Origin of the sequence: Campylobacter sp. MIT 21-1684 (genome assembly GCF_026241315.1) — a bacterium.
Classification (GTDB): Bacteria; Campylobacterota; Campylobacteria; order Campylobacterales; family Campylobacteraceae; genus Campylobacter_D.
The window spans coordinates 1-22514 of sequence record NZ_JAPHNA010000007.1; the positions used below are offsets into that span (position 1 = coordinate 1).

Annotated in this window: 24 protein-coding genes; 10 read left to right on the forward strand and 14 right to left on the reverse strand. The window is 32.2% G+C overall.

Annotated elements, in window-relative coordinates; all coding sequences use genetic code 11:
- The first annotated feature begins 206 nt into the window (after positions 1–206).
- Positions 207–452, forward strand: a complete 246-nt coding sequence (locus OQH62_RS03920; RefSeq protein WP_266014076.1) for a hypothetical protein — start codon at positions 207–209, stop codon at positions 450–452.
- Positions 453–588: 136 nt separating this feature from the next.
- Here the strand turns inward: OQH62_RS03920 and OQH62_RS03925 are convergent, their stop codons facing one another.
- Positions 589–1185, reverse strand: a complete 597-nt coding sequence (locus OQH62_RS03925; RefSeq protein WP_266014079.1) for a peroxiredoxin — start codon at positions 1183–1185, stop codon at positions 589–591.
- 427 nt (positions 1186–1612) lie between these two features.
- Here OQH62_RS03925 and ndk point away from each other — a divergent pair, with 427 nt between their 5' ends.
- From ndk to OQH62_RS03950, 5 genes are read left to right on the forward strand one after another with little or no spacing between them, the layout of a single operon-like run.
- Positions 1613–2026, forward strand: coding sequence for a nucleoside-diphosphate kinase (gene ndk, locus OQH62_RS03930; RefSeq protein WP_266014082.1), 414 nt, complete (start codon positions 1613–1615; stop codon positions 2024–2026).
- 1 nt (position 2027) lies between these two features.
- Positions 2028–2384, forward strand: a complete 357-nt coding sequence (locus OQH62_RS03935) for a hypothetical protein (protein WP_266014085.1) — start codon at positions 2028–2030, stop codon at positions 2382–2384.
- Between the two features lie 22 nt (positions 2385–2406).
- Positions 2407–2553 carry a 50S ribosomal protein L32 gene (gene rpmF / locus OQH62_RS03940; RefSeq protein WP_266014087.1) on the forward strand — a complete coding sequence of 49 codons (147 nt, stop codon included), beginning with the start codon at positions 2407–2409 and terminating at the stop codon, positions 2551–2553.
- 6 nt (positions 2554–2559) lie between these two features.
- Positions 2560–3543, forward strand: a complete 984-nt coding sequence (plsX, locus tag OQH62_RS03945) for a phosphate acyltransferase PlsX (protein WP_266014090.1) — start codon at positions 2560–2562, stop codon at positions 3541–3543.
- Positions 3521–4525, forward strand: a complete 1005-nt coding sequence (locus OQH62_RS03950; protein WP_266014093.1) for a beta-ketoacyl-ACP synthase III — start codon at positions 3521–3523, stop codon at positions 4523–4525. Before plsX ends, OQH62_RS03950 begins: the two co-directional genes overlap by 23 nt.
- Positions 4526–4626: 101 nt before the next feature.
- Here OQH62_RS03950 and OQH62_RS03955 read toward each other — a convergent pair whose 3' ends face one another.
- Complete coding sequence (locus OQH62_RS03955) at positions 4627–5766, reverse strand: YbfB/YjiJ family MFS transporter (RefSeq protein ID WP_266014096.1); 1140 nt, start codon at positions 5764–5766, stop codon at positions 4627–4629.
- Positions 5767–5933: 167 nt separating this feature from the next.
- Between OQH62_RS03955 and OQH62_RS03960 the strand changes: the two genes are divergently transcribed.
- Entirely contained in the window at positions 5934–6143 is a 210-nt protein-coding gene (locus tag OQH62_RS03960; RefSeq protein WP_266014099.1) for a 4-oxalocrotonate tautomerase family protein, read from the forward strand.
- 216 nt (positions 6144–6359) lie between these two features.
- Here the strand turns inward: OQH62_RS03960 and serC are convergent, their stop codons facing one another.
- A complete protein-coding gene (serC, locus tag OQH62_RS03965) occupies positions 6360–7433 on the reverse strand; it encodes a phosphoserine transaminase (protein ID WP_266014102.1) in 1074 nt (357 codons plus the stop codon).
- A 10-nt stretch (positions 7434–7443) separates the two neighbouring features.
- On the reverse strand, positions 7444–8607 hold the full coding sequence (gene xseA, locus OQH62_RS03970; protein ID WP_266014105.1) for an exodeoxyribonuclease VII large subunit: 1164 nt from the start codon (positions 8605–8607) through the stop codon (positions 7444–7446).
- A gap of 167 nt (positions 8608–8774) precedes the next feature.
- Here xseA and OQH62_RS03975 point away from each other — a divergent pair, with 167 nt between their 5' ends.
- Genes OQH62_RS03975 through OQH62_RS03985 form a run of 3 tightly spaced genes read left to right on the forward strand, consistent with a single transcriptional unit; the run spans position 8775 to position 11701 of the window.
- Positions 8775–9746, forward strand: a complete 972-nt coding sequence (locus tag OQH62_RS03975) for a Bug family tripartite tricarboxylate transporter substrate binding protein (RefSeq protein ID WP_266014108.1) — start codon at positions 8775–8777, stop codon at positions 9744–9746.
- 4 nt (positions 9747–9750) lie between these two features.
- Positions 9751–10206, forward strand: a complete 456-nt coding sequence (locus OQH62_RS03980; RefSeq protein WP_266014111.1) for a tripartite tricarboxylate transporter TctB family protein — start codon at positions 9751–9753, stop codon at positions 10204–10206.
- 1 nt (position 10207) lies between these two features.
- Positions 10208–11701, forward strand: a complete 1494-nt coding sequence (locus OQH62_RS03985) for a tripartite tricarboxylate transporter permease (RefSeq protein ID WP_266014114.1) — start codon at positions 10208–10210, stop codon at positions 11699–11701.
- Here OQH62_RS03985 and ubiE read toward each other — a convergent pair.
- The 10 genes from ubiE to OQH62_RS04035 form a co-directional block, all read right to left on the reverse strand.
- Positions 11698–12405, reverse strand: coding sequence for a bifunctional demethylmenaquinone methyltransferase/2-methoxy-6-polyprenyl-1,4-benzoquinol methylase UbiE (gene ubiE / locus OQH62_RS03990; protein ID WP_266014117.1), 708 nt, complete (start codon positions 12403–12405; stop codon positions 11698–11700). The genes OQH62_RS03985 and ubiE overlap by 4 nt on opposite strands.
- Positions 12406–12407: 2 nt before the next feature.
- Entirely contained in the window at positions 12408–13667 is a 1260-nt protein-coding gene (locus tag OQH62_RS03995; protein ID WP_266014119.1) for a hypothetical protein, read from the reverse strand.
- Positions 13639–14049 (reverse strand): peroxide-responsive transcriptional repressor PerR, encoded by a 411-nt coding sequence (gene perR, locus OQH62_RS04000; RefSeq protein WP_266014121.1) that lies wholly within the window; start codon positions 14047–14049, stop codon positions 13639–13641. Before perR ends, OQH62_RS03995 begins: the two co-directional genes overlap by 29 nt.
- 89 nt (positions 14050–14138) lie before the next feature.
- Positions 14139–15980 carry a 1-deoxy-D-xylulose-5-phosphate synthase gene (dxs, locus tag OQH62_RS04005; RefSeq protein WP_266014125.1) on the reverse strand — a complete coding sequence of 614 codons (1842 nt, stop codon included), beginning with the start codon at positions 15978–15980 and terminating at the stop codon, positions 14139–14141.
- Entirely contained in the window at positions 15973–16767 is a 795-nt protein-coding gene (gene fliH, locus OQH62_RS04010) for a flagellar assembly protein FliH (protein WP_266014128.1), read from the reverse strand. Before fliH ends, dxs begins: the two co-directional genes overlap by 8 nt.
- A 4-nt stretch (positions 16768–16771) precedes the next feature.
- Positions 16772–17800 (reverse strand): flagellar motor switch protein FliG, encoded by a 1029-nt coding sequence (gene fliG / locus OQH62_RS04015; protein WP_266014131.1) that lies wholly within the window; start codon positions 17798–17800, stop codon positions 16772–16774.
- Positions 17800–19485 (reverse strand): flagellar basal-body MS-ring/collar protein FliF, encoded by a 1686-nt coding sequence (gene fliF, locus OQH62_RS04020; protein ID WP_266014134.1) that lies wholly within the window; start codon positions 19483–19485, stop codon positions 17800–17802. The genes fliG and fliF overlap by 1 nt, the downstream gene beginning before the upstream one ends.
- A gap of 76 nt (positions 19486–19561) precedes the next feature.
- Positions 19562–20662, reverse strand: a complete 1101-nt coding sequence (gene hisC, locus OQH62_RS04025) for a histidinol-phosphate transaminase (RefSeq protein ID WP_266014294.1) — start codon at positions 20660–20662, stop codon at positions 19562–19564.
- Entirely contained in the window at positions 20652–21725 is a 1074-nt protein-coding gene (pheA, locus tag OQH62_RS04030; protein ID WP_266014138.1) for a prephenate dehydratase, read from the reverse strand. The genes hisC and pheA overlap by 11 nt, the downstream gene beginning before the upstream one ends.
- Complete coding sequence (locus OQH62_RS04035; RefSeq protein WP_266014141.1) at positions 21709–22479, reverse strand: HAD-IIA family hydrolase; 771 nt, start codon at positions 22477–22479, stop codon at positions 21709–21711. The genes pheA and OQH62_RS04035 overlap by 17 nt, the downstream gene beginning before the upstream one ends.
- Between the last annotated feature and the right edge of the window lie 35 nt (positions 22480–22514).

The window sequence follows — 22514 nt, forward strand, 5'->3', positions numbered from 1 at the left end:
TTATTTAAACAGGAGTGATTATAATTTCTTAAGCAAATTGGCACAAGAAGAGGAAGAGACTATACAGAGATTTTGTAAAAAAATAGTTATGAGATTCCTAAGACAAGTAAAACAGGGATATAATGGATAGAAACGAATATAACAACAAAAAACTCCGTGAGGAATAAGAACGACAGCAAGAAGAATCTGCAAAATTTCAAGCAAATATGGTTGGTGAAGTCATTGGCATATTTTTTTGGTTGCTCGGATTAATTTTTGTCTTTGTAGTATTTTTGCGTAATAGATTTTTTATTCGCTGGAATTGGTATGTTAAAATAGAAAGTATTGTAACAACAACCTTAGGGATATTAATTTATATGATATTTGTCCTACCCTTTATTCTTCTTTTCAGATGGTGGGAACTATGGCTTGTAGCTGGAGCTGTTTTAGCTTATTACTATTATGGAAAATAGTTATTATTAAATGTCCCGATTTTATAAAAAATCCTAGTAAAATATTATATAAATGCCAATAGTTATTATACTAAAAAGCCTCAAAAGAGGCTTTTGTTGAAATTATTGAAATTTTTTTAAGATAGAGAAATTTTCTTTAGAGCTTGGATTCATTTTTGCTAAGATACTCAGCTACTCCTTTAGGATTTGCTTTCATACCTTCATCACCTTTATTCCAGCCTGCAGGACATACTTCACCGTGCTCATTTGTGAAAAGCATAGCATCTACCATTCTAATCATTTCATCAATATTTCTACCAAGTGGCAAATCATTAACAACAGCGTGTCTAATAGTACCATCAGAATCAAGTAAGAAAGATCCACGAAGAGCTACTGCTTCATTAAATAAAACATCAAAATTTCTTGCTATTTGTTTTGTCAAATCTGCAACTAAAGGATATTGAACATTTCCTATACCACCTTGATTAATAGGAGTATTCTTCCAAGCAAAATGTGAAAACTCATTATCACCTGAAATTCCAATTACTTCAATGCCTCTTGCTTTAAAATCCTGATATCTTTTATCAAAAGCTATAAGTTCAGAAGGACATACAAAAGTAAAATCTTTTGGATAGAAAAATACAACTGCACCTTTTGGTCCTATATTTTTATAAAGAGAAAAATCTTGAACTATTTCATTATTTCCCAATACTGCTGGAGCAGTAAAATCTAAAGCTTTTTTTGTAACAACCATTATTTAAGTTTCTCCTTTTTATAAGTAATAAAATTTATTGATAACAAAATTATATCGTTTGAATCTTTAAAATATTTTTAAATGAAAATATTTGACAATATTATTATAGAATTTCAATATTATTTACGAAATCTACAAATCTTAAAATCTAAATTAATCAAAAAATATACTATATTTATAAAAAATAAACAGAATGCTTAAAAAATCTTTATTTATTTCATTGATTAAATACAATTTACAAAAATTTAATATTATATAAATAAAATATTAACTAAAAATAATATCATAAAAACATTTTCTTGTATTTCAACTCTGTTTAATTAAACTCTTAGCTTCTTCAATTTTATTTAAAAAAATACAAGTATAATTCGAAGCTCTAAAAAATATAACAATATAGAAAATTTAATTTAGAATTGGATGTGCAATTATGGAAAGAACTTTATCAATTATAAAACCTGATGCTGTTAAAAAAGGAGTGATAGGAAAAATTTTAGACCGTTTTGAAAGCAATGGCTTAAGAATTGCAGCAATAAAAAAAATACAGCTTCATAAAAAAGATGCTGAAGAATTTTATGCTATTCACAAAAACAGACCTTTTTTTAAAGATCTAGTAGAATTTATGTGCAGTGGGCCTGTTGTGGTTTCTGTTTTAGAAGGTCAAGAAGCTGTCCTTAAAAATAGAGATTTAATGGGGGCAACAAATCCGAAAGAAGCAAAGCCCGGAACTATACGAGCAGATTTTGCCGAAAGTATCGACGCTAATGCGGTTCATGGAAGTGATAGTTTAGAAAATGCAAAGACAGAAATAAATTTTTTCTTTCAAGCAAATGAACTTTGCTGAAATGAAAATCGCTTTTTCTAAAATCAGCAATACACCATACACTTTTAAGCTTGATCTTGAAAATATAAGCTTTGAAGGAAATTTGTTTAAAATAAATCATAAACTTGTCAAAATTAATGCTATAATGAGAAGCTTTGTTTATCGTCCTTGTGATAGTTGCGGACAAGAAATAAAGCTTGATATAAAAGAGAATTTGAAGCTTTTCGCTAGTGATGGACTTTTTCAAGATGATGAAAATACATTAAGTAACACTATTGAATTCTTTAATTCTCAAATTGACTTAAAAGAAATAGCTACTAGTGAATTTGAGAATTATTTAAGTGATTATTTTTATTGCGAAAACTGCAATAAAATGTAAAATTTAATATTAAGGAGAAAATATGGCTGTGCCTAAAAGAAGAGTAAGTAAAACTCGTGCAGCGAAACGCAGAACTCATTATAAAACAAATCTTCCCAAGCCTGTAAAAGATAAAGACGGAAGCTATAAAATGCCACATCGTGCCAACCCAATAACTAAGGAATACTAAAAATTTATGATAAACATTGCTATTGATGCAATGGGTGGAGATTTTGGAGAAAAACCTATTATAGAAGGAATTATTAAAGCTTTAAATGAAAAACCTTTTAAAGCTATTTTGGTAGGGGATTCTCAAATCTTAAAACCTTTGATTCCCGAAAATTTAAAAATTTTTATTGAGTACGAAGAGGCAAATGAAGTATTTTCTATGAATGAAAGTGCTACTGATGTCTTAAAACGTAAAGAAACAACTATCTACAAAGCAGTAGAATTAGTTAAAACTGGGAGAGCACAAGCTGTAGTATCAGCAGGACATAGCGGAGCAAGTATGTCTTTAGCAACTCTTCGACTTGGAAGATTAAAAAAAGTCTTAAGACCTGCAATTGCAACTTTAATGCCTAATATAATAAACAAAACTTTGCTTTTAGATGTTGGAGCAAATACAGACTGTAAAGCTGAAAATTTACTTCAATTCGCCATAATGGGCGAAGTTTATGCCAAAGAAGTGATGAAAATACCAAAACCTCGTCTAGGAATACTTTCAAATGGAGAAGAAGAAAGCAAAGGTAATGAGCTCACAAAAGAAGCACACAAAATGATGAAAACTATTCCAAGCTTTTTAGGAAATGCTGAAGGTAGAGATATTTTCAATGCAAAATTTGATGTTCTTATATGCGATGGCTTTATAGGCAATATGATTTTAAAATCTTGTGAAGGTGTGGCAACAGCAATTTTTCAAATTCTAAAAAATGAAATCTCTCATTCTTTGTATTCAAAAATAGGTGCAATTTTTATGAAAAATTCTTTCTATAAATTAAAAAAACATATTGATTGGCAAGAATATGGCGGTGCGCCTTTACTTGGAGTCAATGGCTGTGTTATTATAAGTCACGGAAAAAGCGATTCAAGGGCTATAAAAAACGCTATTTTTCAAGCTATAGAATTTAGCCAATCCCCTATTAACGAAATAATAGAAGATGAACTTGAAAAATACAGCTAAAGCCTCGCTTAAAAGTATAGCTTCGTATGTTCCAAGCCGTATTCTTAGCAACAGTGATTTTGAAAAAACACTTGATACAAACGATGAATGGATTATTAAACGTACAGGAATTAAACAAAGACATATTGCCTGTGATGATGAAAAAACAAGTGATATAGGTACAAAGGCAGCTATCAAAGCTTTACAAAGAGCAAAATTACATCCTAGCGATGTTGATGCTGTTATTGTAGGTACATTAAGTCCTGATTATTTTACTATGCCCTCGACAGCTTGCACAATTGCCGCTAATTTAGGTCTTACAAATACCACTGCCTTTGATATTTCAGCAGCTTGTTCAGGTTTTATTTATCTGCTTGAAGTTGCCAAAGCTCTTGTAGAGAGTGGGTTAAAAAAAAATGTTCTTCTTATAGGCGCTGAAAAAACAAGTTCTATAATGGATTACACTGATAGAAGTATTTGCATACTTTTTGGAGATGGTGCTGGTGCTGCGGTTGTAAGTCTTGATACACAAAATCCTATCATTGATGTACACACAGCAAGCAACGGGAATTTTGGACAACTTTTAAAGACAGAACGTTCTCAACATTCCAATCTATCTCAACCTTTAGCTATGAAAATGAAGGGCAATGAAGTCTTTAAAATAGCAGTACAAACACTCTGCAATGATGTAATAAGGATTCTTCAAAAAAACAATATTAAACCTGAACAAATAGACCTTTTTATACCACATCAAGCCAATTTACGCATTATTAAAGCGGTGCAAGAAAAACTTCAACTAAGTGATGAAAAATGTGTCATTACAATACATAAATACGGCAATACCTCAGCCGCCTCCATACCTATGGCAATGAATGATGCTTATGAAGAAGGCAGATTAACAAAAGGAAAACTCATCTTACTTGATGCTTTTGGCGGGGGTTTTACTTGGGGTTCATCTCTGCTGTATTTTGGTGGAGAAAATTATACAAATTTAAAAATTTAATTTTACTCTTCTTTTTGTTAGTAAAACACCATCTTGCAAGCTTAATTTACAATCGCTACGTCAGCTTATAAACTTATTTTTATTTATACCAAACTTCTTAATCAAATTTTGTAATCTTTTAATGGCAAAAGTATTAAAAAACTTACTACCAAGCAAAAGCTACAAATAATAAAAAGATAAAAATAACCTATGAAGCTTAACAAGAAAGCAAAGAGTAATGAAAACAAAGCTTGAAAAATACCAAAATTCAAAGTCAACATACTTGACGCTCTTGCAAAATACTCTTTGCCTACAATATTTAAAGCCATAGTATTTGTCAAAGCGACATTGCCTGTAGTTGTAAAACCCATAATAAAAACAGAAAGGTTAAGTAAAAAAATGTCTTTAGAATAAGCAGCAATAAAGCACGAAAAAGCTTTTAATGAAAGCACAAATATATGAGCTTTTTTTAATCCTATTGTATCAGCAACAATTCCACTACCAAAAGCCCCAAGTGCTAAGCCTATACCAAAAAATGCCCACGAAGTACCTGCAAGCATACTTGAAAAGCCAAGTTCTCGCACTAAATAATCCACCCAAAAAAGCGTGTGTGCTAAATAACCTATAGCATTAAGACCATAAGAAAGAAGTAAAAGCCAAAGAAAAAAAGAAATATGAAATTTTTGCTCTTTTTGAATGTATTTTCTTGCAGGATTGAGTGTTTTTAAACTAAAAAGAGCAAAAAGAAAACTCACCAAACTCACTAAGAAAAGTAAAATCCATACTAAATCAATATTAAAACTAGCCACATAAGGTAAAATAAAGCCGCTGCATACAGCTCCAAATCCTATACCGCTAAAAATCAAACCACTAAAGAGCGAACTTTTGTTTTTTTGAACAAGCGGGAGAAACAAAGGAGCGGCAAGAGCGATTAAGGCTGCACTTGCCGCTCCAGCGAAGAATCGGAACAACCAAGCAAAAATAAAGGGTAAAGAATCAAAAACAAAGGCTAAAAAACTTAGAGCAATGATGAGAAAACTTAGCTTTGCGATGGCTTCAAGACTGATGTATTTATGCAAAATATTAATCATAAAAGATCCGAAAATATAGCCTATTAAAATAGCAATTGCTAAATGCACACTCTGAATTTCACTCATCTTACCTGAAAGTATAAGCAAAGGAATAAGCACTACATATCCAAAACGAGCTAAACCATTTGAAACAAAAGTTGCTAAAAAACAAGTAAAGAGTCGACAAATCATAGACAAGTATTTCCAAAAAAGCATTGACAATCATATCCGAAATCAAGATATGAGGCCAAATCAACATCAAATTCATTGAGTTTAAAAAAATCAACTTATATACAATAGCGCAAAAATTATTAACATTTTATGCTAGTATTGTTACAAAAATTAAACAAGGAGTAATTATGCCTTTTGTAAATATTCGAATCACTAAAGAAAATGGCGGGGCAAGCAAAGAACAAAAAAAAGAACTTATCACCGGAGTTACTGATTTACTTGTGAAAGTACTTAACAAAAATAAAGATTCAACCGTAGTCATTATTGATGAAATTGACACAGACAATTACGGCTTGGGTGGTAAAAGCATTACAGAAGTAAGAGCACAGAAAAAGTAATTGAGAAATATTTTTTCACTTGTTATCACAAAGAATGTCTATAATTTGACTGCAGTCTTACTTTTGTCATTGTAATAAACCGCACAAGCAAATGCTTTTGCAATAGATGAAAAGATTTGATTTAAAAAAATTTAGAAAACAAAGAATTTCTTGAACAATTATGACTGCTTTAACGCTGTGTGTTGATTATTTTAATATTTTTCTAAACCGATGCCTTTATCCATATTTTCTTTGAAATTCTCTCATAAATTCACACAAAGTTTTTACCTGTTCATATGTAATAGCATTGTAAAGACTAGCACGAATTCCACCTAAAAGTCTATGGCCTTTAAGCCCTAGCATTCCAGCAATTTCTGCTTCTTGCACAAAAACACTTTCAAGTTCTTTTGTCTCCAAGATAAAACTTATATTCATCAAAGAACGAAATTCTTTTTTAGAATGCCCTTTATAAAAGCCTCCGCTTTCATCGATACAGCTGTATAAAAGTTGTGCTTTTTGCTTATTTTTTCTCTCTATAACTTCCAAACCACCTAAATGCAACAGCCATTGCATTTCAAGAGCAAAGATATAAATAGCAAAAGTTGGTGGGGTATTAAAAAGAGAATTATTTTCACTGTGAATACTATATTTTAACATACTTGGAATATTTTTTTTTGCACTTCTCTCAAGCATATCTTTACGGATAAAAACACAGGCAAGTCCTGAAATTCCTGCATTTTTTTGCACTCCTCCATAAAAAAGAGCTGTATTAGAAAAATCAACCTTTCTTGAAAAAAAATCACTTGAAGCATCTATAACTAAAGGACTCTTTGTCTTTGGATATTCTTGGTACTGTGTTCCATAAATTGTATTATTCGAACAAAGATAGCAAAAATCTGCAGTATCACTAAATTGTACACTTGGAATACAATTAAAGCCGCTATCTTCACTGCTTGCTACAACTCTTACATTAGCACCTGTAATTTGTGCTTCTTTAATAGCTTTTCTTGTCCAAATTCCTGTATTAACATACTCGCAATATCCACCATTGCTTAAATTTAAAGGAATCATTGCAAATTGCAAACTCGCTCCACCTTGTAAAAAAAGCACTTCATACTCATTATTTAAACCATAAAGTTCCTTTGCCTTACTCATAGCATCAAAATGTACTTCTTCAAACACTTTTGTCCTATGACTAATTTCCATAATAGAAAAACCTTTTCCTTGATAATCAACAAGCTCATTTTGAACTTTTTCTAAAAGCTCTAAAGGTAAAGTTGAAGGCCCTGCACTAAAATTAATTCTTCTCAATTTTTCTCCTTTATAAAATTTCTGCTCGTTTTTGTGAATTGAATGAATTTAAAATAATTCTATCACCCTTTTGCAATTGTTCTAAACTCACCTTCACACCTTTTCGTGTCAAAGTAATAAGATCTTTACTCTTTTCAAAGAAATTATTATGTTGCAAAAGAGCACTATCAACTTTTTCAAGTTCTAAATTTGCTTTTTGCAGTCTCATTTGTATAGCACCTTGCATTTGTTGTTCAAGGTTTTTACTAAATGCAATCTTTTGACCTATGATTAAAGGTAAAGCATTTGCCTGATATATTTTTTGTAATTGTGAAAGTGTAGCAGAAGCATCAGTGAATTTTCTCTGTAAAAGAGTATCAAGCTGTTGTTGTATGAAATCTAAATTCTGTTCTAAATCAAGCTTGGAATACAAAAGCATATCAATAGCTGCTGATGGAGTTGGGGCTCGTAAATCTGCGACAAAATCACTAATAACATAATCAATTTCGTGACCAATAGCTGAAATTATAGGAGTCTGGGCTGAAAAAATTGTCCTTGCCAAAGCCTCATCATTAAAACAAAATAGATCCTCTCTGCTCCCTCCACCTCGTGCAAGAATCAAAACATCAAGTTTGAATTTATCAGCTTTTCTAATAGCATTGATTAATGAATTGGGAGCATTTAAACCTTGTGTAAGTGAATTAAAAATAAAAACTGTTGCTAAAAAATATTCTTTTTGAACAATAAGCTTTAACATATCTTGCAAAGCTGCAGAAGTATTTGAAGTAATAATGCCGATTCTTGTTGGAAATTGTGGCAAAGGCTTCTTATGTTTTTGTTCAAACAAGCCTTCTCTCTCTAAAGTCTCTTTCAATGCAAGGAATTTCGCCTCTAAATCCCCACAACCTGCTTTTTGCATATGAGAGACTACAAACTGATACCGACCGCTTTGCTCATACAAAGTCACCGTACCTTCAAGCTCTAATAAATCCCCAACCAAAGGCTTAAAATGAAGTTTTAAATTTGCACTTTTAAACATAACACAAGCTATGCTTGATTTTTCATCTTTGAGTTCAAAATACCAATGTCCTGAGCTATGGAGAGTGATTTTTGAAAGCTCTCCAGTCAAAGAAATCATATTAAAGTGTGTTTCAAGGAGAGTTTTTGCTTTCAAATTAAGTTCTGTCGGTGTCATAAATAACCTTAAAATAAAAGTCGATACATACAGCTTAAAATAATTCGGTTGTGTAATTAAGTTACAAAAAATAAATTATTACCACTAATAAAAAATAAACTGATAGAAAAATTTTATTAATTATACTATAATATTTCTAAAATCAACAAAGAATGGAGATTCATATAATGACAAAAAAACTTCTTTTTTTCCTTACTTTCTGTTTTAGTATTGCTTTAGCAAAAGAACCTGTACGACCCGAATGCATTGCACCAGCTCAACCAGGAGGTGGTTTTGATTTGACTTGTAAATTAGCCCAAGCAGTCCTTGTTAATGAAAAATTTCTCTCTAAACCTATGAGAGTAACTTATATGCCTGGTGGAGTTGGTGTTGTTGCATATAATTCTATGATTAACTCTAAAGCAAAAGATAGCAATATTATTGTGGCTTTTTCAAGTGGCACCCTGCTTAATATAGCTACCGGCAAACACGGCAAATATAATGAAAATGATGTAAGGTGGCTCTCCTCTGCTGGAATTGATTATTCAGCTGTTGCTGTTAGAAATGATTCTCCCTATCAAAGTTTAGAAAACTTACTCAATACTTTAAAGAAAAACCCGCAGGCTATAAGTTTCGGAGCTGCCGGTTCTGTTGGAGGGCAGGACTGGATGGTAACTGCTCTGCTTGCTAAAAATGCAAATATAGATATTCGAAAAACTCGCTACGTTGCTTTCGAGGGAGGTGGAGATGTTATGATTTCCTTGCTTGGAGGGCATGTAGATGCTGCTATTGGAAACATAGGTGAATTCTTACCTTATTTAGAATCAGGAAATATAAGAATTTTAGCTCTTTTTGCTGATGAAAGATTGAAAATTCAAAGTGAAAAAGCTCAAGCTATACCCACCGCAAAAGAACTTGGATTTGATGTAATATGGGGTTCTGTAAGAGGCTATTATATGGCTCCGAAAGTTTCTGATGAGCAGTATAATTGGTGGTTAGAAGCTTTTGAAAAAGCCCAACAAACGGAAACTTTTAAAGAACAACGACAACAAAGAGGCTTACAAGAATTTAATAAAAACGGTAAAGAACTTGAAGAATTTGTAAAAACTCAAACACAACAATTCCGTAGTTTAGCAAAAGAATTTAATCTTATAAAGTAACAAGATGGCAAGCATACGCGTTTTTTCACTTTTTGTTTTCATTCTATCCTTATTCTTGCTTTATGAAAGCTTTGGCATAAAAACCGAATTTGCTTATGAGCCCTTAGGACCAAGAGCTTTTCCCCTGTCGGCTTTAATTTTAATCGCTCTTGGCTTTTTCTTGCTTTTCTTTTTTGCTGAAAAAACTGAAGTAAAATGGAATCAACAAGCCCTCATTAAAATTGCTTTCTTACTCATTGTATTTTTTCTTTTCGCTTTCTTATTTGAAATCATAGGTTTTATACCTTCGAGTATTATTTTTCTTTTTTGTGCAGCTTTAATTTTTGGAGCAAGATTGATACCGGCTTTTGTTTTTGCCGTTCTTTGCGCCATACTTTTCTTTGTTGGTTTTGATACCTTAATGCAAATTACCTTGCCACAAGGAACATTTTTCGAAAAATTTTTCTATAAGAAAGGATAAAATGGATACTTGGACATATTTAATGCACGGTTTTACCGTAGCTCTAAGTTTTCAAAATTTTTGTATCGCTGCAATAGGTTGTTTAATAGGAACTATTGTCGGGATGTTGCCCGGACTCGGACCTATTAATGGGGTTGCCATCTTGCTTCCTTTAGCCTATTCTATGGGTTTTGAACCTACTTCGGCTCTTATATTGTTAGCCTCTGTATATTTAGGCTGTGAATATGGAGGGAGAATTTCTTCTATACTACTTGGAATACCCGGCGATGCCGCTGCTATTATGACAACTTTAGATGGACATCCTCTTGCAAAAAATGGCCAAGCTGGGAAAGCACTTTGTATTTCAGCCATAGGGTCTTTTATTGGTTCTTTTATTGCCATCATAGGTATTATTCTTTTTGCCCCTTTACTTGCTAAATGGTCTTTAACTTTTGGTCCTGCTGAATATTTTGCTCTCATTATTTTTGCCTTAGCTGCTCTAGGATCAATGTTAGCGCAAAGACCTGTACGTTCGTTTTTATCCGCACTTATAGGTTTATTCCTTACTACCATAGGCATAGATGGAAATTCTGGAGTTTATCGATTTGTTTTTGACAATCCTCATCTTTATGATGGTATTCCTTTTATTATACTTGTTATTGGCTTATTCTCAGTCAGCGAAATTTTACTTCTTCTCGAACACACACATAGCGGTCAGAAAGTCGTAAAAAAAACAGGAAAACTGCTTATTTCGTTAAAAGAATTATCTTTTTGCTTTTTTACTATTATCCGTTCTGGAGTCACAGGTTTTTTTGTAGGTGTTTTACCGGGAGCTGGTGCAACTGTAGCGAGTGCTGTAACATATATGAATGAAAAGAAACTTGCCGGAGAAAAAGGGAATTTTGGAAAAGGAGATCTAAGAGGAGTTGCAGCTCCTGAAGCAGCAAATAATGCTTCAGCCTGTGGCTCTTTTATTCCTATGCTAACACTTGGACTTCCGGGTTCTGGAACAACTGCTGTAATGATCGGTGCTCTTACACTCTACAATATAAATCCCGGTCCTACAATGTTTGTTGAAGAACCTGATATAGTATGGGGTCTTATAGCTTCATTGTTTATAGCAAATATTTTACTCCTGCTGCTTAATATCCCTCTTATTAGATTTTTTGTTAAGATTTTAACCATTCCAATTTGGGTTTTGGCTCCTATGATAGCTGTAATTTCTGCAATCGGGATTTATTCTATCAATAGCACAAGTTTTGACTTATTTTTAATTATTATCATTGGTATAATAGGCTATATTCTAAGAAAACTTGCTTTTCCTATGGCACCTTTGATACTCGGCTTTGTTTTAGGGGAACTTTTGGAAGTTAATTTAAGAAGAGCTCTTTCTATTAGCAATGGGGATTTTTCTATACTTTATCAAGGAACTATTACTGCAACTTTGCTTATAAGTGCAATTTTACTCATTATTATTCCGCCATTTTATAAAAAATACAAAAAACTTCGGGCTTAGATTTTTTTTGCTATAAACATAGAACTTATGTCAAAACTCAAACCTTGAACTTCAAGCATTGTAAAACCAACATCTTGAAGTTCTCTTACAAGGTCTTCTTGTTTCAAAAAACATTCTATAGAATCAGGCAAGTAGCGATAAGCACTTTTATTGTTACTAATTAAACTCCCTAAAAAGGGGAGTATCTTCTTAAGATATATATCTCTAAAAAAAGCTATAAAGCCGCCTTTCTCAACTTTGGTAAATTCAAGGATTACGCAAATACCATCTTTTCGCAATACTCTTGCAAATTCTTGCAAAGCTTTTGAACGTTCAATGACATTACGAATACCATAACTTATACTAAGTATATCGACACTCTCATCTTTCAAAGGCAAATTCTGTGCCTGTGCTTCTATAAATTCTACTTTTGGTAATTTTTCTTTTGCTATTTGAAGCATAGCGGTGCTTGGATCAATACCTTTAATACTTTGTATCTCTTTATGTAAAAATTCTGCTCTTTCTTGCCAAAGTACTATCATATCACCGGTTCCACAGGCAACATCAACTATATCTAAACCATTTTTCACACTCAATTTCAAAACTCTTTCACAAGCCTTTTTTCGCCAAGAACTATCCACTCCAAAACTCAAAATACGATTTGCTTTATCGTAAGTAGGAGCAATTTGATTGAACATCTCTATAATCTTCTGTTGCTCTTGCATCTTTATCCTTTATACATTTTTAGATTTAAATTTGATTTATCAATAAGTTTAAAAAATTTTTGTTTTTTCATACTAAATAGTAAAAAAACATTTGTTTGTGTATATGAAAAATACTTTTGGGCAAGTTTTTCTAAACTTTTACATCGAAAAAGACAACAAAAATACTCTAAAAATACTTTTAATTCTATAAATTTTCTTTCAAGCATTTCATACTCATCATTTTTATAAAAAAGCCTTTTAAACACTACAAGTTTTCTTCTAAGCTCTAAAGCTACAAGCTGTTTAAAAAATTTCTCTTTTGGTTTATTCTGATAAAAAGAATTTTCTTTAATAAAAAAGTCAAAATCACCAAACAAATTATAAACTCTTTCTCCTGTCAATAACAAAAGTAATTTTTCATCAAAATTCCTGCTGTTTAAAATTTGCAAACTGCTCTCACTAAGTATTTTAAACCTACCGGATAAATTTTTACTTAAATTTTTATCAAAAACAGAATCAAAACTAAAGAAAACAATAAAAATCTTTTGTGCATAAAGAAAAAATTGATAACAGTGTTTTCTCTGTCTCGTTTCTAAAGAAAGTTTATGCCAAAATTGCAATTTCTTAAAAAGATAAAACAAAAAAATTCTTAAACCATCGAAAGTATAAAGAGAATCAGGAAAATTCAATGTAAAATTGACATTACTATCAATAATCTTTAAACATTTCTCAATATTAAATCTACCCTCATATCCATAAAGAATGAGAGATTTAGAATTCAAATTTTCTTTCTCGGTAATCTCTTTTTCAATACCGAAGTCTTTTGGAAAAACAAAATTGTGTCTTTCTTCTAAAGTATGAAAAAATACTTTCAAAACACTAATTCTCAACTCTTTATAAAACTCAATACAAGCTTGAAAGGAATAAAGTTGCAATTCATAAATTTTTTTATGAAGACTTCTCACAAGTGCTTTTTTTCGCGCCTTTTTAAATTCTCGTTTAGAAATCCTTTGTTTTTGTTGTATTTCATTCTTTAAAAATGTGATTTTATAAAAACTCTTATGTATATTTTGAAACTGTATATTTTTGTTTAAACTAATATGAGTATAAAAGATTTCAAAACGGCTTTCTTTAAACAAAAGACCATTTTTATTTAATAAATCCTCAAGCAAACAAGAATCTTGAAGTAAAAAGACTCTTTGTATTTCACACACACTACAATCCTGATTGTAGATATTACAAATTTTTACAATTTTATTGACATTTTTGACACATTTGGACATTAGCACAGACTGCTAGATGTTTTATAGTTTTACCTATTTTTTGTTCTAAAACTGCTTGATATTCATTCAATCCAATTTCTTCAAAACCTGCATCTTCTATATTTCCACAATTCAAACAAAGAATGTGAATGTGTTTTTCTTCATAAATATCATAACAAGTCTTTTGATTAGTTGCATTAATTTCAACTACCAAACCTTGTTCTTGCAATGTGTTAATATTTTTATATACTGTTGCAAGCGAAATCGAAGGATATTCTTTTTTAATTTCCGCATAAAGTTGTTCTATATTAGGATGTTCGTGTCTTTTAAGAATTTTAAGAACACAAAGCCTTTGAGGAGTAGCCTTTAAATCGTATTTTTTAAGCATCTGTACTAATTGCATTATTTATCCTAAGTTCTTATTTAAATAAGGCTAATAATATATTAAAATTTATTAAAAAAAGTTTATGCTTTTGATATTTTACCCTTCATTTAATACGAAAGGACTTTTTGCAATAAAGAAGACATATCTAAACCTAAACTCGCTTCAACTTCGCTAGTTTTTCCGTGTTCTATAAAAGAATCTTCATATTCAAAACTCACAACTTTTACAGACAAATCATTTTCTTGTAAAAACGTATTTATTAAACTCGCTACTCCTCCATTTTTCACATTTTCACTAAAAACAAACCAAAGTTTTGTCTTCGATGCCAACTCTTTTAAAAGCTCAATATCAAGAGGTTTAGCGAAAATAAGATCTATAAGATTTACCTGCTTGTTTCTGCTGCGAAGCTCCTGTAAAACCTGCCAAGCTTTACCAACACCCTGTCCATATCCTAAAAACGCAATTTCACTATCATTTCTCACAAGCCATTGTGCTTTGGATAGTTCTATTTCACATGGTTTAAATTCATCTTCTAAAAGAAAAGAACCTCTTGGATAACGAAAAGCCAAACAGCCTTGATGAAAATAAGCATAGTGCATTATTTTTCTCATCATTGCTTCATCACGGGCTGCAATCAAACTTAAATTTGGAAGAGCAGAGAGAAAACTCACATCAAAAACACCCTGATGTGTTTCACCATCTTCACCTACAATTCCGGCTCTATCCATAGCAAAAACAACATTTAAATTCATAAGTGCACAGTCGTGTATAATCTGATCATAGGCTCTTTGCAAAAAGGTACTATAAATAGCGATAAAAGGTTTAAAACCTTCTTTTGCCATCGCAGCCATAGATGTTACAGCGTGTTGTTCAGCGATCGCAACATCCCAAAATCTATTTGGAAACTTTTCTATAAGTCTATCAAGGCCTGTTCCACTAGGCATAGCAGCAGTTACACCTACTATATTTTGATATTTTTCTGCAAGTTCAAGTAGAGTATGAGAAAAAACTTCGGTAGCACTTTTTTTTATAACACCCTTTTTAAGACTCTCACCACTTTGCACATCAAAAGCACTCACTCCATGCCATTTTGTATGCTTGCCTTCAGCCAAAGCATACCCTTTGCCTTTAAGAGTTTGCGTATGAACTATACAAGGTTTTCCCATAGCTTTTGCCTGCTTAAGTGCGGACAAAAGCTCTGCAATATTATGCCCATCAATCAAACCTATATATTCAAGCCCAAGCTCTTCAAATAAAAGACCGGGGGTAATAAGTTTTAAACTTTCTTCAAACCTCTTTGCAATATAGCTTGCACTTTCTGGTAAAAGATGTAAAATCTTTTCCACCTTTTTTTTAAATTTTTGATAAAACTGACTTGCCATAGCCTGAGAAAGATATTTTGAAATTGCACCTATAGGTTTTGAAATACTCATTTCATTATCATTTAAAAGAATTACACAAGGATACTTTCTATCTCCAAGCTCATTTAAAGCCTCATAAACCATTCCTGCGCTCAAGGCTCCATCTCCTATTAGAACAACAGGTATCCTCTGCTCTTGTTTTAAATATATAGCTTTACACGCTCCAATAGCTAAAGAAATAGAAGTACTTGAATGTCCAGCAACAAAATAATCTCCCTCGCTTGACTTTGTATAACCACTTAAACCTCCAAACTGCCTAAGAGTTTCAAATTCTTTCACTCTACCACTCAAAAGTTTATGAGCATAGCATTGATGTGAAACATCGAAAATAAAAGGATCTTGACTTGCATCAAAAACTCTGTGCATAGCTATACTAAGCTCAACAACTCCTAAATTTGAGCTTAAATGTCCTCCATTTTTACTTACTACTGAGATGATTTTTTTCCGCAAATCACAGGCAAGCTCTTTAAGCTCTTCAAGACTTAAAAGCTCCAATTCTTTTTGGTTATAAGCAAGCTTTTTACTCATTATGAACCATTTTTTTGATTTTTCTTAAACGGCTCTCTAAATTCGATTCTATATTCCCAACATCACTCAAAATTACAACAGAGCCTTTACTAATAGCATCATCAAGACTTATTTTAATATGGACATCCTCGCTAAAATGCCCTTTAAGGTATTCATAATCATTTGAATTAACCTTAAGTTCGATAGCACTTGCTCCTTTAAGTTCGGCTATCAAATCCTTAGCTAAATTATAAGCTACCTTTGCAGAATTACTCTCAAGCTCTTTTAAAACTACTTCTTTAGCTATATCTATAGCTGTATCAGCAAGTTCTCTTTCATTCTTTTGTACAAAGGAATCCAAATTCGCACAAGCTTCATCAAGCTTTGACAAGGTTTTTATATATTTTTCTTTCAACTCTTCTAATTCTTTTTCAAATTCAAGTTTAGCCTTTTCATAGCCTTCTTTTAAGAATTTTTCCTTTGCATTTTCAAGTTCTAAATTTAAACGATTGTTAAATTCGCTTTCTTGGCTTTCAATTTGCATTTGAAGTTTAATGATATTGCTTGACATTTCATCAGTTTTTTTAAGCAAATCTTCGACAAAACTTGGTTGAAATGCTGGAATCTCGAGCTCTTTTTGTAGCTCAGGAGCTGAAAGCTTTTCATTTTCAACTTGCTCCACTTGAGGATTTGAATTTGTAGGTTTTTCAACATTAGAATCAAACTCACTAATAACCTTAAAACGGTAATCCTCAACACTATGTTGATCTGAATTTGCGCTTGAAATTACATTACTACGATTAGCCATTATTTTACTCTATCATTTCATCTGCATCGCCTGTTTGTACAAGACCTTGTTCTGCGAGTCGTTGTACAACTTCAACAACTTTTCTTTGGGCTTCTTCAACATCTTTAACACGTACAGCACCCAAAAAGCCCATTTCTTCCAAAAAAGCTTCGCTAGCACGAGCGGACATATTAGCTAAGAATTTCTGTTTGAGTTCTTCACTTGCACCTTTTAAACCTATCATTAAATCTTTTTTATCAGCAACCTTAAGAATTTCACGTATAGCATTCGTGCTAAGTTTTTGTATATCATCAAAAGTAAACATAAGTTCTTTAATAGTCTCAGCAAGCTTTTCATCGCTTTGTTCTATATAAGTAATAGTCGATTTTGAAGCTTTCTGTCCTAATCTATTCAACACTTCAGCCACAGCACGTGGACCTCCAACTTCAACTTTGTAGGAAGTAAGACTTTCAAGCTTGCTTTCAAGAACAGCAGAAACTCTTTTAATAATACTTGGAGAAATATCTCCCAAATTGGCTATCCTTATCACAACTTCAGCGCGTAGTTCATCGCTAAAATATTCAAGTGTTTCAGCAGCGTGAATAGAATCCATATGTGCCAAAATAAGGGCTATGGTTTGAGGATGTTCTTTTGTGATAAAGTCAGCAAGCTGTTGAGGTTTTATTTGCGCTAAATAAGCAAAATTTTGCTTATTTTCCATACTTTTAGCGAGTTTTTCTAAAATTTTATCTGCAATTTCTGGTCCAAAAGTTCGGTATAATATTTCTTTAGCGTATTCTAAACCTCCATTTTTAATATATTGATTCGATTGAAGAAGAGTGTAAAATTCCTCCAAAACTGCCGTAGCAACAGATCTATCAACATTTTTTGCTACCGCGATATAACGGGAAATTTCTGTAATAATATCGATTTCCATATGAGAAAATATGGAAGTTGTCGCATCTTCACCCAGCTGAATAAGAAATATCGCTACCTTTTCGGGCATTGATAAATCATCATAAACCATTTTTTGTTCTTCGCTAAGCTTTATCATTATAAATCCTTATTTTCACTAAATTCTCCATCATTTTGGATAAGATTTTGCAAAAGCATAGAAATTTCTTCACTTTTTTCACTCACCAAAGCACGAAGTTTTTCAAGTAAAACATCATATTGAATAGAATCTTCATTGAAATTATCGCCTAAGCCAAGTTGTTCTTCAACTTTCTTCCTTGCAGCATTAAATTTTTCTAAAGCATCTTCAGCATCATCAATAATAGCATTTGGTGCTCGCATTTCTTCCTCTTGTGCCGCTATATCTTCAAGCATTTTTTGCGCAAAAGGAGCAATAATTTTTTTATAAAAAATAAACAGCAAAATTGCAACAACAAAATACTTCACAGGTGGAATAAATGGCTCAATAAAACGGTTATAAAAAGTCTTAACTTTATTTTCAACCTTAACACTCTCTCGGTAAAATGGTAAATTTTGAACTACAACACTATCACCTCTAGCAGCATTATAATTAATAGTACTTCTAACTATGCTTTCAACACTTGCAAGCTGTTCAGGACTAAGCGGCACATACTCGCTTTTTATATCTCCATTTTCATCTATAACTTCTTGATATTTCCCATCTATAGTTACAGCTGCTGAAGTGCGTATGACTGTTGCAAACTGTTTTCTCGTGTTTGTAATTGTTTTTGAAAGCTCATTATTAGTGGTAACTTGATTTTTCTTATACAATTCTATCTGTCCTTGATTATCAAGTCCTTCAACAGGTCCTATATTCGACACAGCTCCGGGAACACCTTGAATTTCAGGTGCTTGTCTACCTTGTCTTTCTTCTTCTAAAGTCTGCTCACTTCTTATGATGGGATTAGGATCATAAATTTCACTTTGAGATTCTTGTCTTGAGAAGTCAAAATCTATATTCACACTTACTTCAAGTTTGTCCCTACCACCTGCAAAAGAAACTAAAGAATTGATTATTTTTTCTTCAAGCTGCCTTTCTTGATCTCTTTTATATTTGACTTGTGCAGCAATAATATCGCTTTCATAAGCCTCTTGCTCATCAAGAGGAATTCCATTTTGATCACTAATTTTAACATTCTCTTTAGTTAATTTTGGTACAGCAGAAGAAACAATATTTTTAATCCCATCAATTTGTTTTGTCGTTAATCTTAAACCCTCTCGTACATTTAAGACTACTGAAGCTGTTGGAGGAATCTGCCTTTCTGTAAAAACACTCTCTTTTGGAAAGGCTATATGAACAACAGCAGACCGTATAGGTTCTAAAGTCTCAATAGTACGAGCCAATTCACCTTCAATGGCTCTTTGAAATTTCACTCTTTGTTCTTCGTTTGTAGCACCAAAACCTTGAGAATCAAACACTTCAAATCCCACACGACTGTCTTTAATCAAACCCTCACTTGCAATAAACATCCTTTGACGATAGACTTGTTCTTGAGGAACTAAAATGGTAGTTTCATTTTGCAATTTATAAGGGATATTATTTTGTTCAAGTTTTGAAACAATGGCAGCTGATGAGCTTGGGCTTACATTTTCCACTAAAACAGCATAACCATCATTAATTCCTGTACCTCCACCACGAAAAAGTGCTAAAAATACTAGAAATCCTATCACCACTGCGATAGAAGCTGCGATAACTATACGTTGTCTGCGAGTTAAATTCAAATAAAGTTGCCCAACTTGGTGCAACATTTCTTTAAAATCCATTAATTTCTACCCTCAATATCCGAATTATACTCAATTCATCTTCCAAACTATATCAATTTTAGCAATTTATAATTTTTCAATTTTCTTGCAAAATATTTTCAAATTCTTCAAAAAATCTTTTATTTTGATAAGGCGTTCCTAGCGTGATTCGCACGGCATTTAAACCATAACTTTTTAAATTGCGTATTATTATACCTTTTTTAAGCAATTTTTCAGACAAATCTGTACTATTTTTTTCATCAAAAAAATATGTAATAAAATTTGTATAGCTTTGTAGAGTTTTCAAATGATGTTTTTTAGCAAATTCTTCATATTTTTGCATTTCTAAAAAAGTATTTTGCAAACTTTCTTTCACAAATTCTTCATCATCTAAAGCGGCAACAGCGGCTTTGAGTGCAATATTACTCACATTAAAAGGTGCTCTGAGTTTATAAAAAACCGAAATGAGCTCTTCATTTGCTACACCATACCCCACACGAAGCCCCCCAAGTCCATAAAGTTTTGAAAATGTTCCAAGATATACTACATTTGAGAATTCAGCGATTAATTCTTTCGGGTTTAAACGCTTTGTTTTATCCTTAAAACTTGCAAATTCATTATAAGCCCCATCAAGCACAACCATACAATCCTTATCAATACCGCGTAAAAACTCTTTTATAGCCAAAGAATCTAAACATTCTCCTAAAGGATTGTTTGGCACACATAAAAAAATAATTTTAATCTGGGCTCTGTGTTGCGTATAAAGATATGCAAATTCATCTAAATTATGGACAATACTTTTAGTTTTATAGCATTTTGCCCCACACTGCTTTGCATAAATTTCATACATCGCAAAAGTAACTCCGCTTTGCAAAAAAGCATTTGTTGTATTCAATTTAGAATGCACAGCATATTCTATCACTTGATCACTCCCTGCTCCTATGATGATATTTTTCTCATTAACACCAAATTTTATAGCTAATCTTGCTTTAAGCTCACTCATACTGTCATCAGGGTAAAGATTTGCTTTATATGCCATAGCTTTTATGGCTTCAACAGCCTTAGGGGATGCACCAAAAGGATTCTCATTACTAGCAAGTTTTATTACCTCTGTTAATCCGTATTCCTTAGCTATAAGTTCTATATCTTTACCCGGCTCATAGGTATGAAGTTTTTCGATAAGAGGATTAAAATTCATCATTCTCTCCTGATAAATATGAACCAAGCCAAATAAATTCACCAGTCTTGCTTAAAGCTCTTTGTACATTTTCATCATCAATATGCCCTTCAAAATCTATATAAAAACTATGCAAAAAATCTTTTGATTTGACAGGCCTTGATTCAAGCTTCGTGAGATTGATATTTTCTTTTTTAAATTCCTCAAGTAAATTGCTTAATCCTCCAGGTTTATGGGCAGTTCTTACAAGAATAGAGCTTTTGCAATTTGGCATTTTAGGATTCTTTATATCACTTAAAATTAAAAAACGGGTACGATTTGCTGCATTATCTTCAATCTTATCAAAAAGTACAGGTACATTATACAATTTGGCTGCAATTTTTGAACAAATAGAGGCTGAATGCTCATCTTGCGAAGCTAAATAAGCTGCGTGTGCTGTCGATTTTGAAGGTATAAATTCTGCTGTATTGAGTTCGTGACTCTCTAAAAATTTACGACATTGATTATAACCTTGTGGATGAGAATAGATACGTTTAATCTCTTTTAAATTCTCATTAATACCTACAAAAGAATGGTGTATATCCATAAAAATTTCGCCAAAAATTTTGAGTTCGGTGTATTGACCAAGACAATCCAAGGTTATCCCAACAGCCCCTTCGGTATTATTTTCAATAGGAACAACTCCATATTTTGATTCTTTATTGGAAAGTTCTTTAAATACATCCTCAACAGTAGCAAGTGGTATATAACGACTCATAGCACCAAAACGTCCACGTGCTGCTTGATGAGTATAAGTACCTTCAGGTCCTAAGTATGCAACACTTTGTGGCATTTCTAAATTTCTTGAAACGGCAAAAATTTCTTGATAAATTGCCTCAATGGCATTTTGATTTAAAAGCCCTAAATTCGCATTTCTCAAGCGATTAATAATAGCTCTTTCACGTTCAGGTCTGTAAATGGTCCCTCCGCTTTTCTGTTTGAGCTCTCCTACACTTTTCACATATTTCATTCTTTCATTGAGGAGTTCTAAAATGGCATCATCTATCGCATCAATTTTATTTCTTAATTCATCTAAATTTGACATTATATTCCTTTGTAAATTCTAAGATGCTTGGATATATTGCATCAAGAAAGTTCGTATCAATGCCTTTTGTATCACTTGTTTTTCCACTTAAAACTAAAACAGTTTTCATTCCAAGTTTTTTTGCTTGAATCAAATCACCTTTAAAATCATCGCTAATCAAAATAGTATTTTCAAACCGCGCTTTTGGATCTTGCATCTGAAGAAGTCTTAGAGCCTCCTCATAAAAAGCTACACTCGGTTTTCCTACAACTTGATATTCAAAATGTACGGCATTTAACAGCATAAGCATAATACTCCCGACACCGGGATAAAAATATCCATCTTTTTTATAAATGCTTGTTTCGTGCATAGCAATAACTTTTACTCCTTTCTTTATCATCGCTATCATATTTGCAAAATCCTTAAAAGAAAAATTATCATAACTGGCTATAAGCAAAGCTTGTGGCTCTTTATAGTCAAATTTAAAACCTAAACTTTGAAGACTTTGCAAAAATTCTTCCGAACCAAAAGCAGCAATTTTACAAGGTTTTAAAATATTTGCAAACACGCAAAAAGGATCTAAATAAGCTTTATCTTTAATCTGCAATCCTTTCTCTCGCAGAAAATGTAAAAAATCAAGATTCTTTGTATTGTTTGTAAGCACTACATAAGACTGTTTCTCTGAATTTAAACAAGCAAAAAGCTCTTTTGCTCCAGCTATTAAAGATTTATCAGAATCAGAAAGCAAGGTTCCTTGTACATCAATAAAAAACATTTTCTTTTTCCTTATTTATTAAGGTACAAGAATTT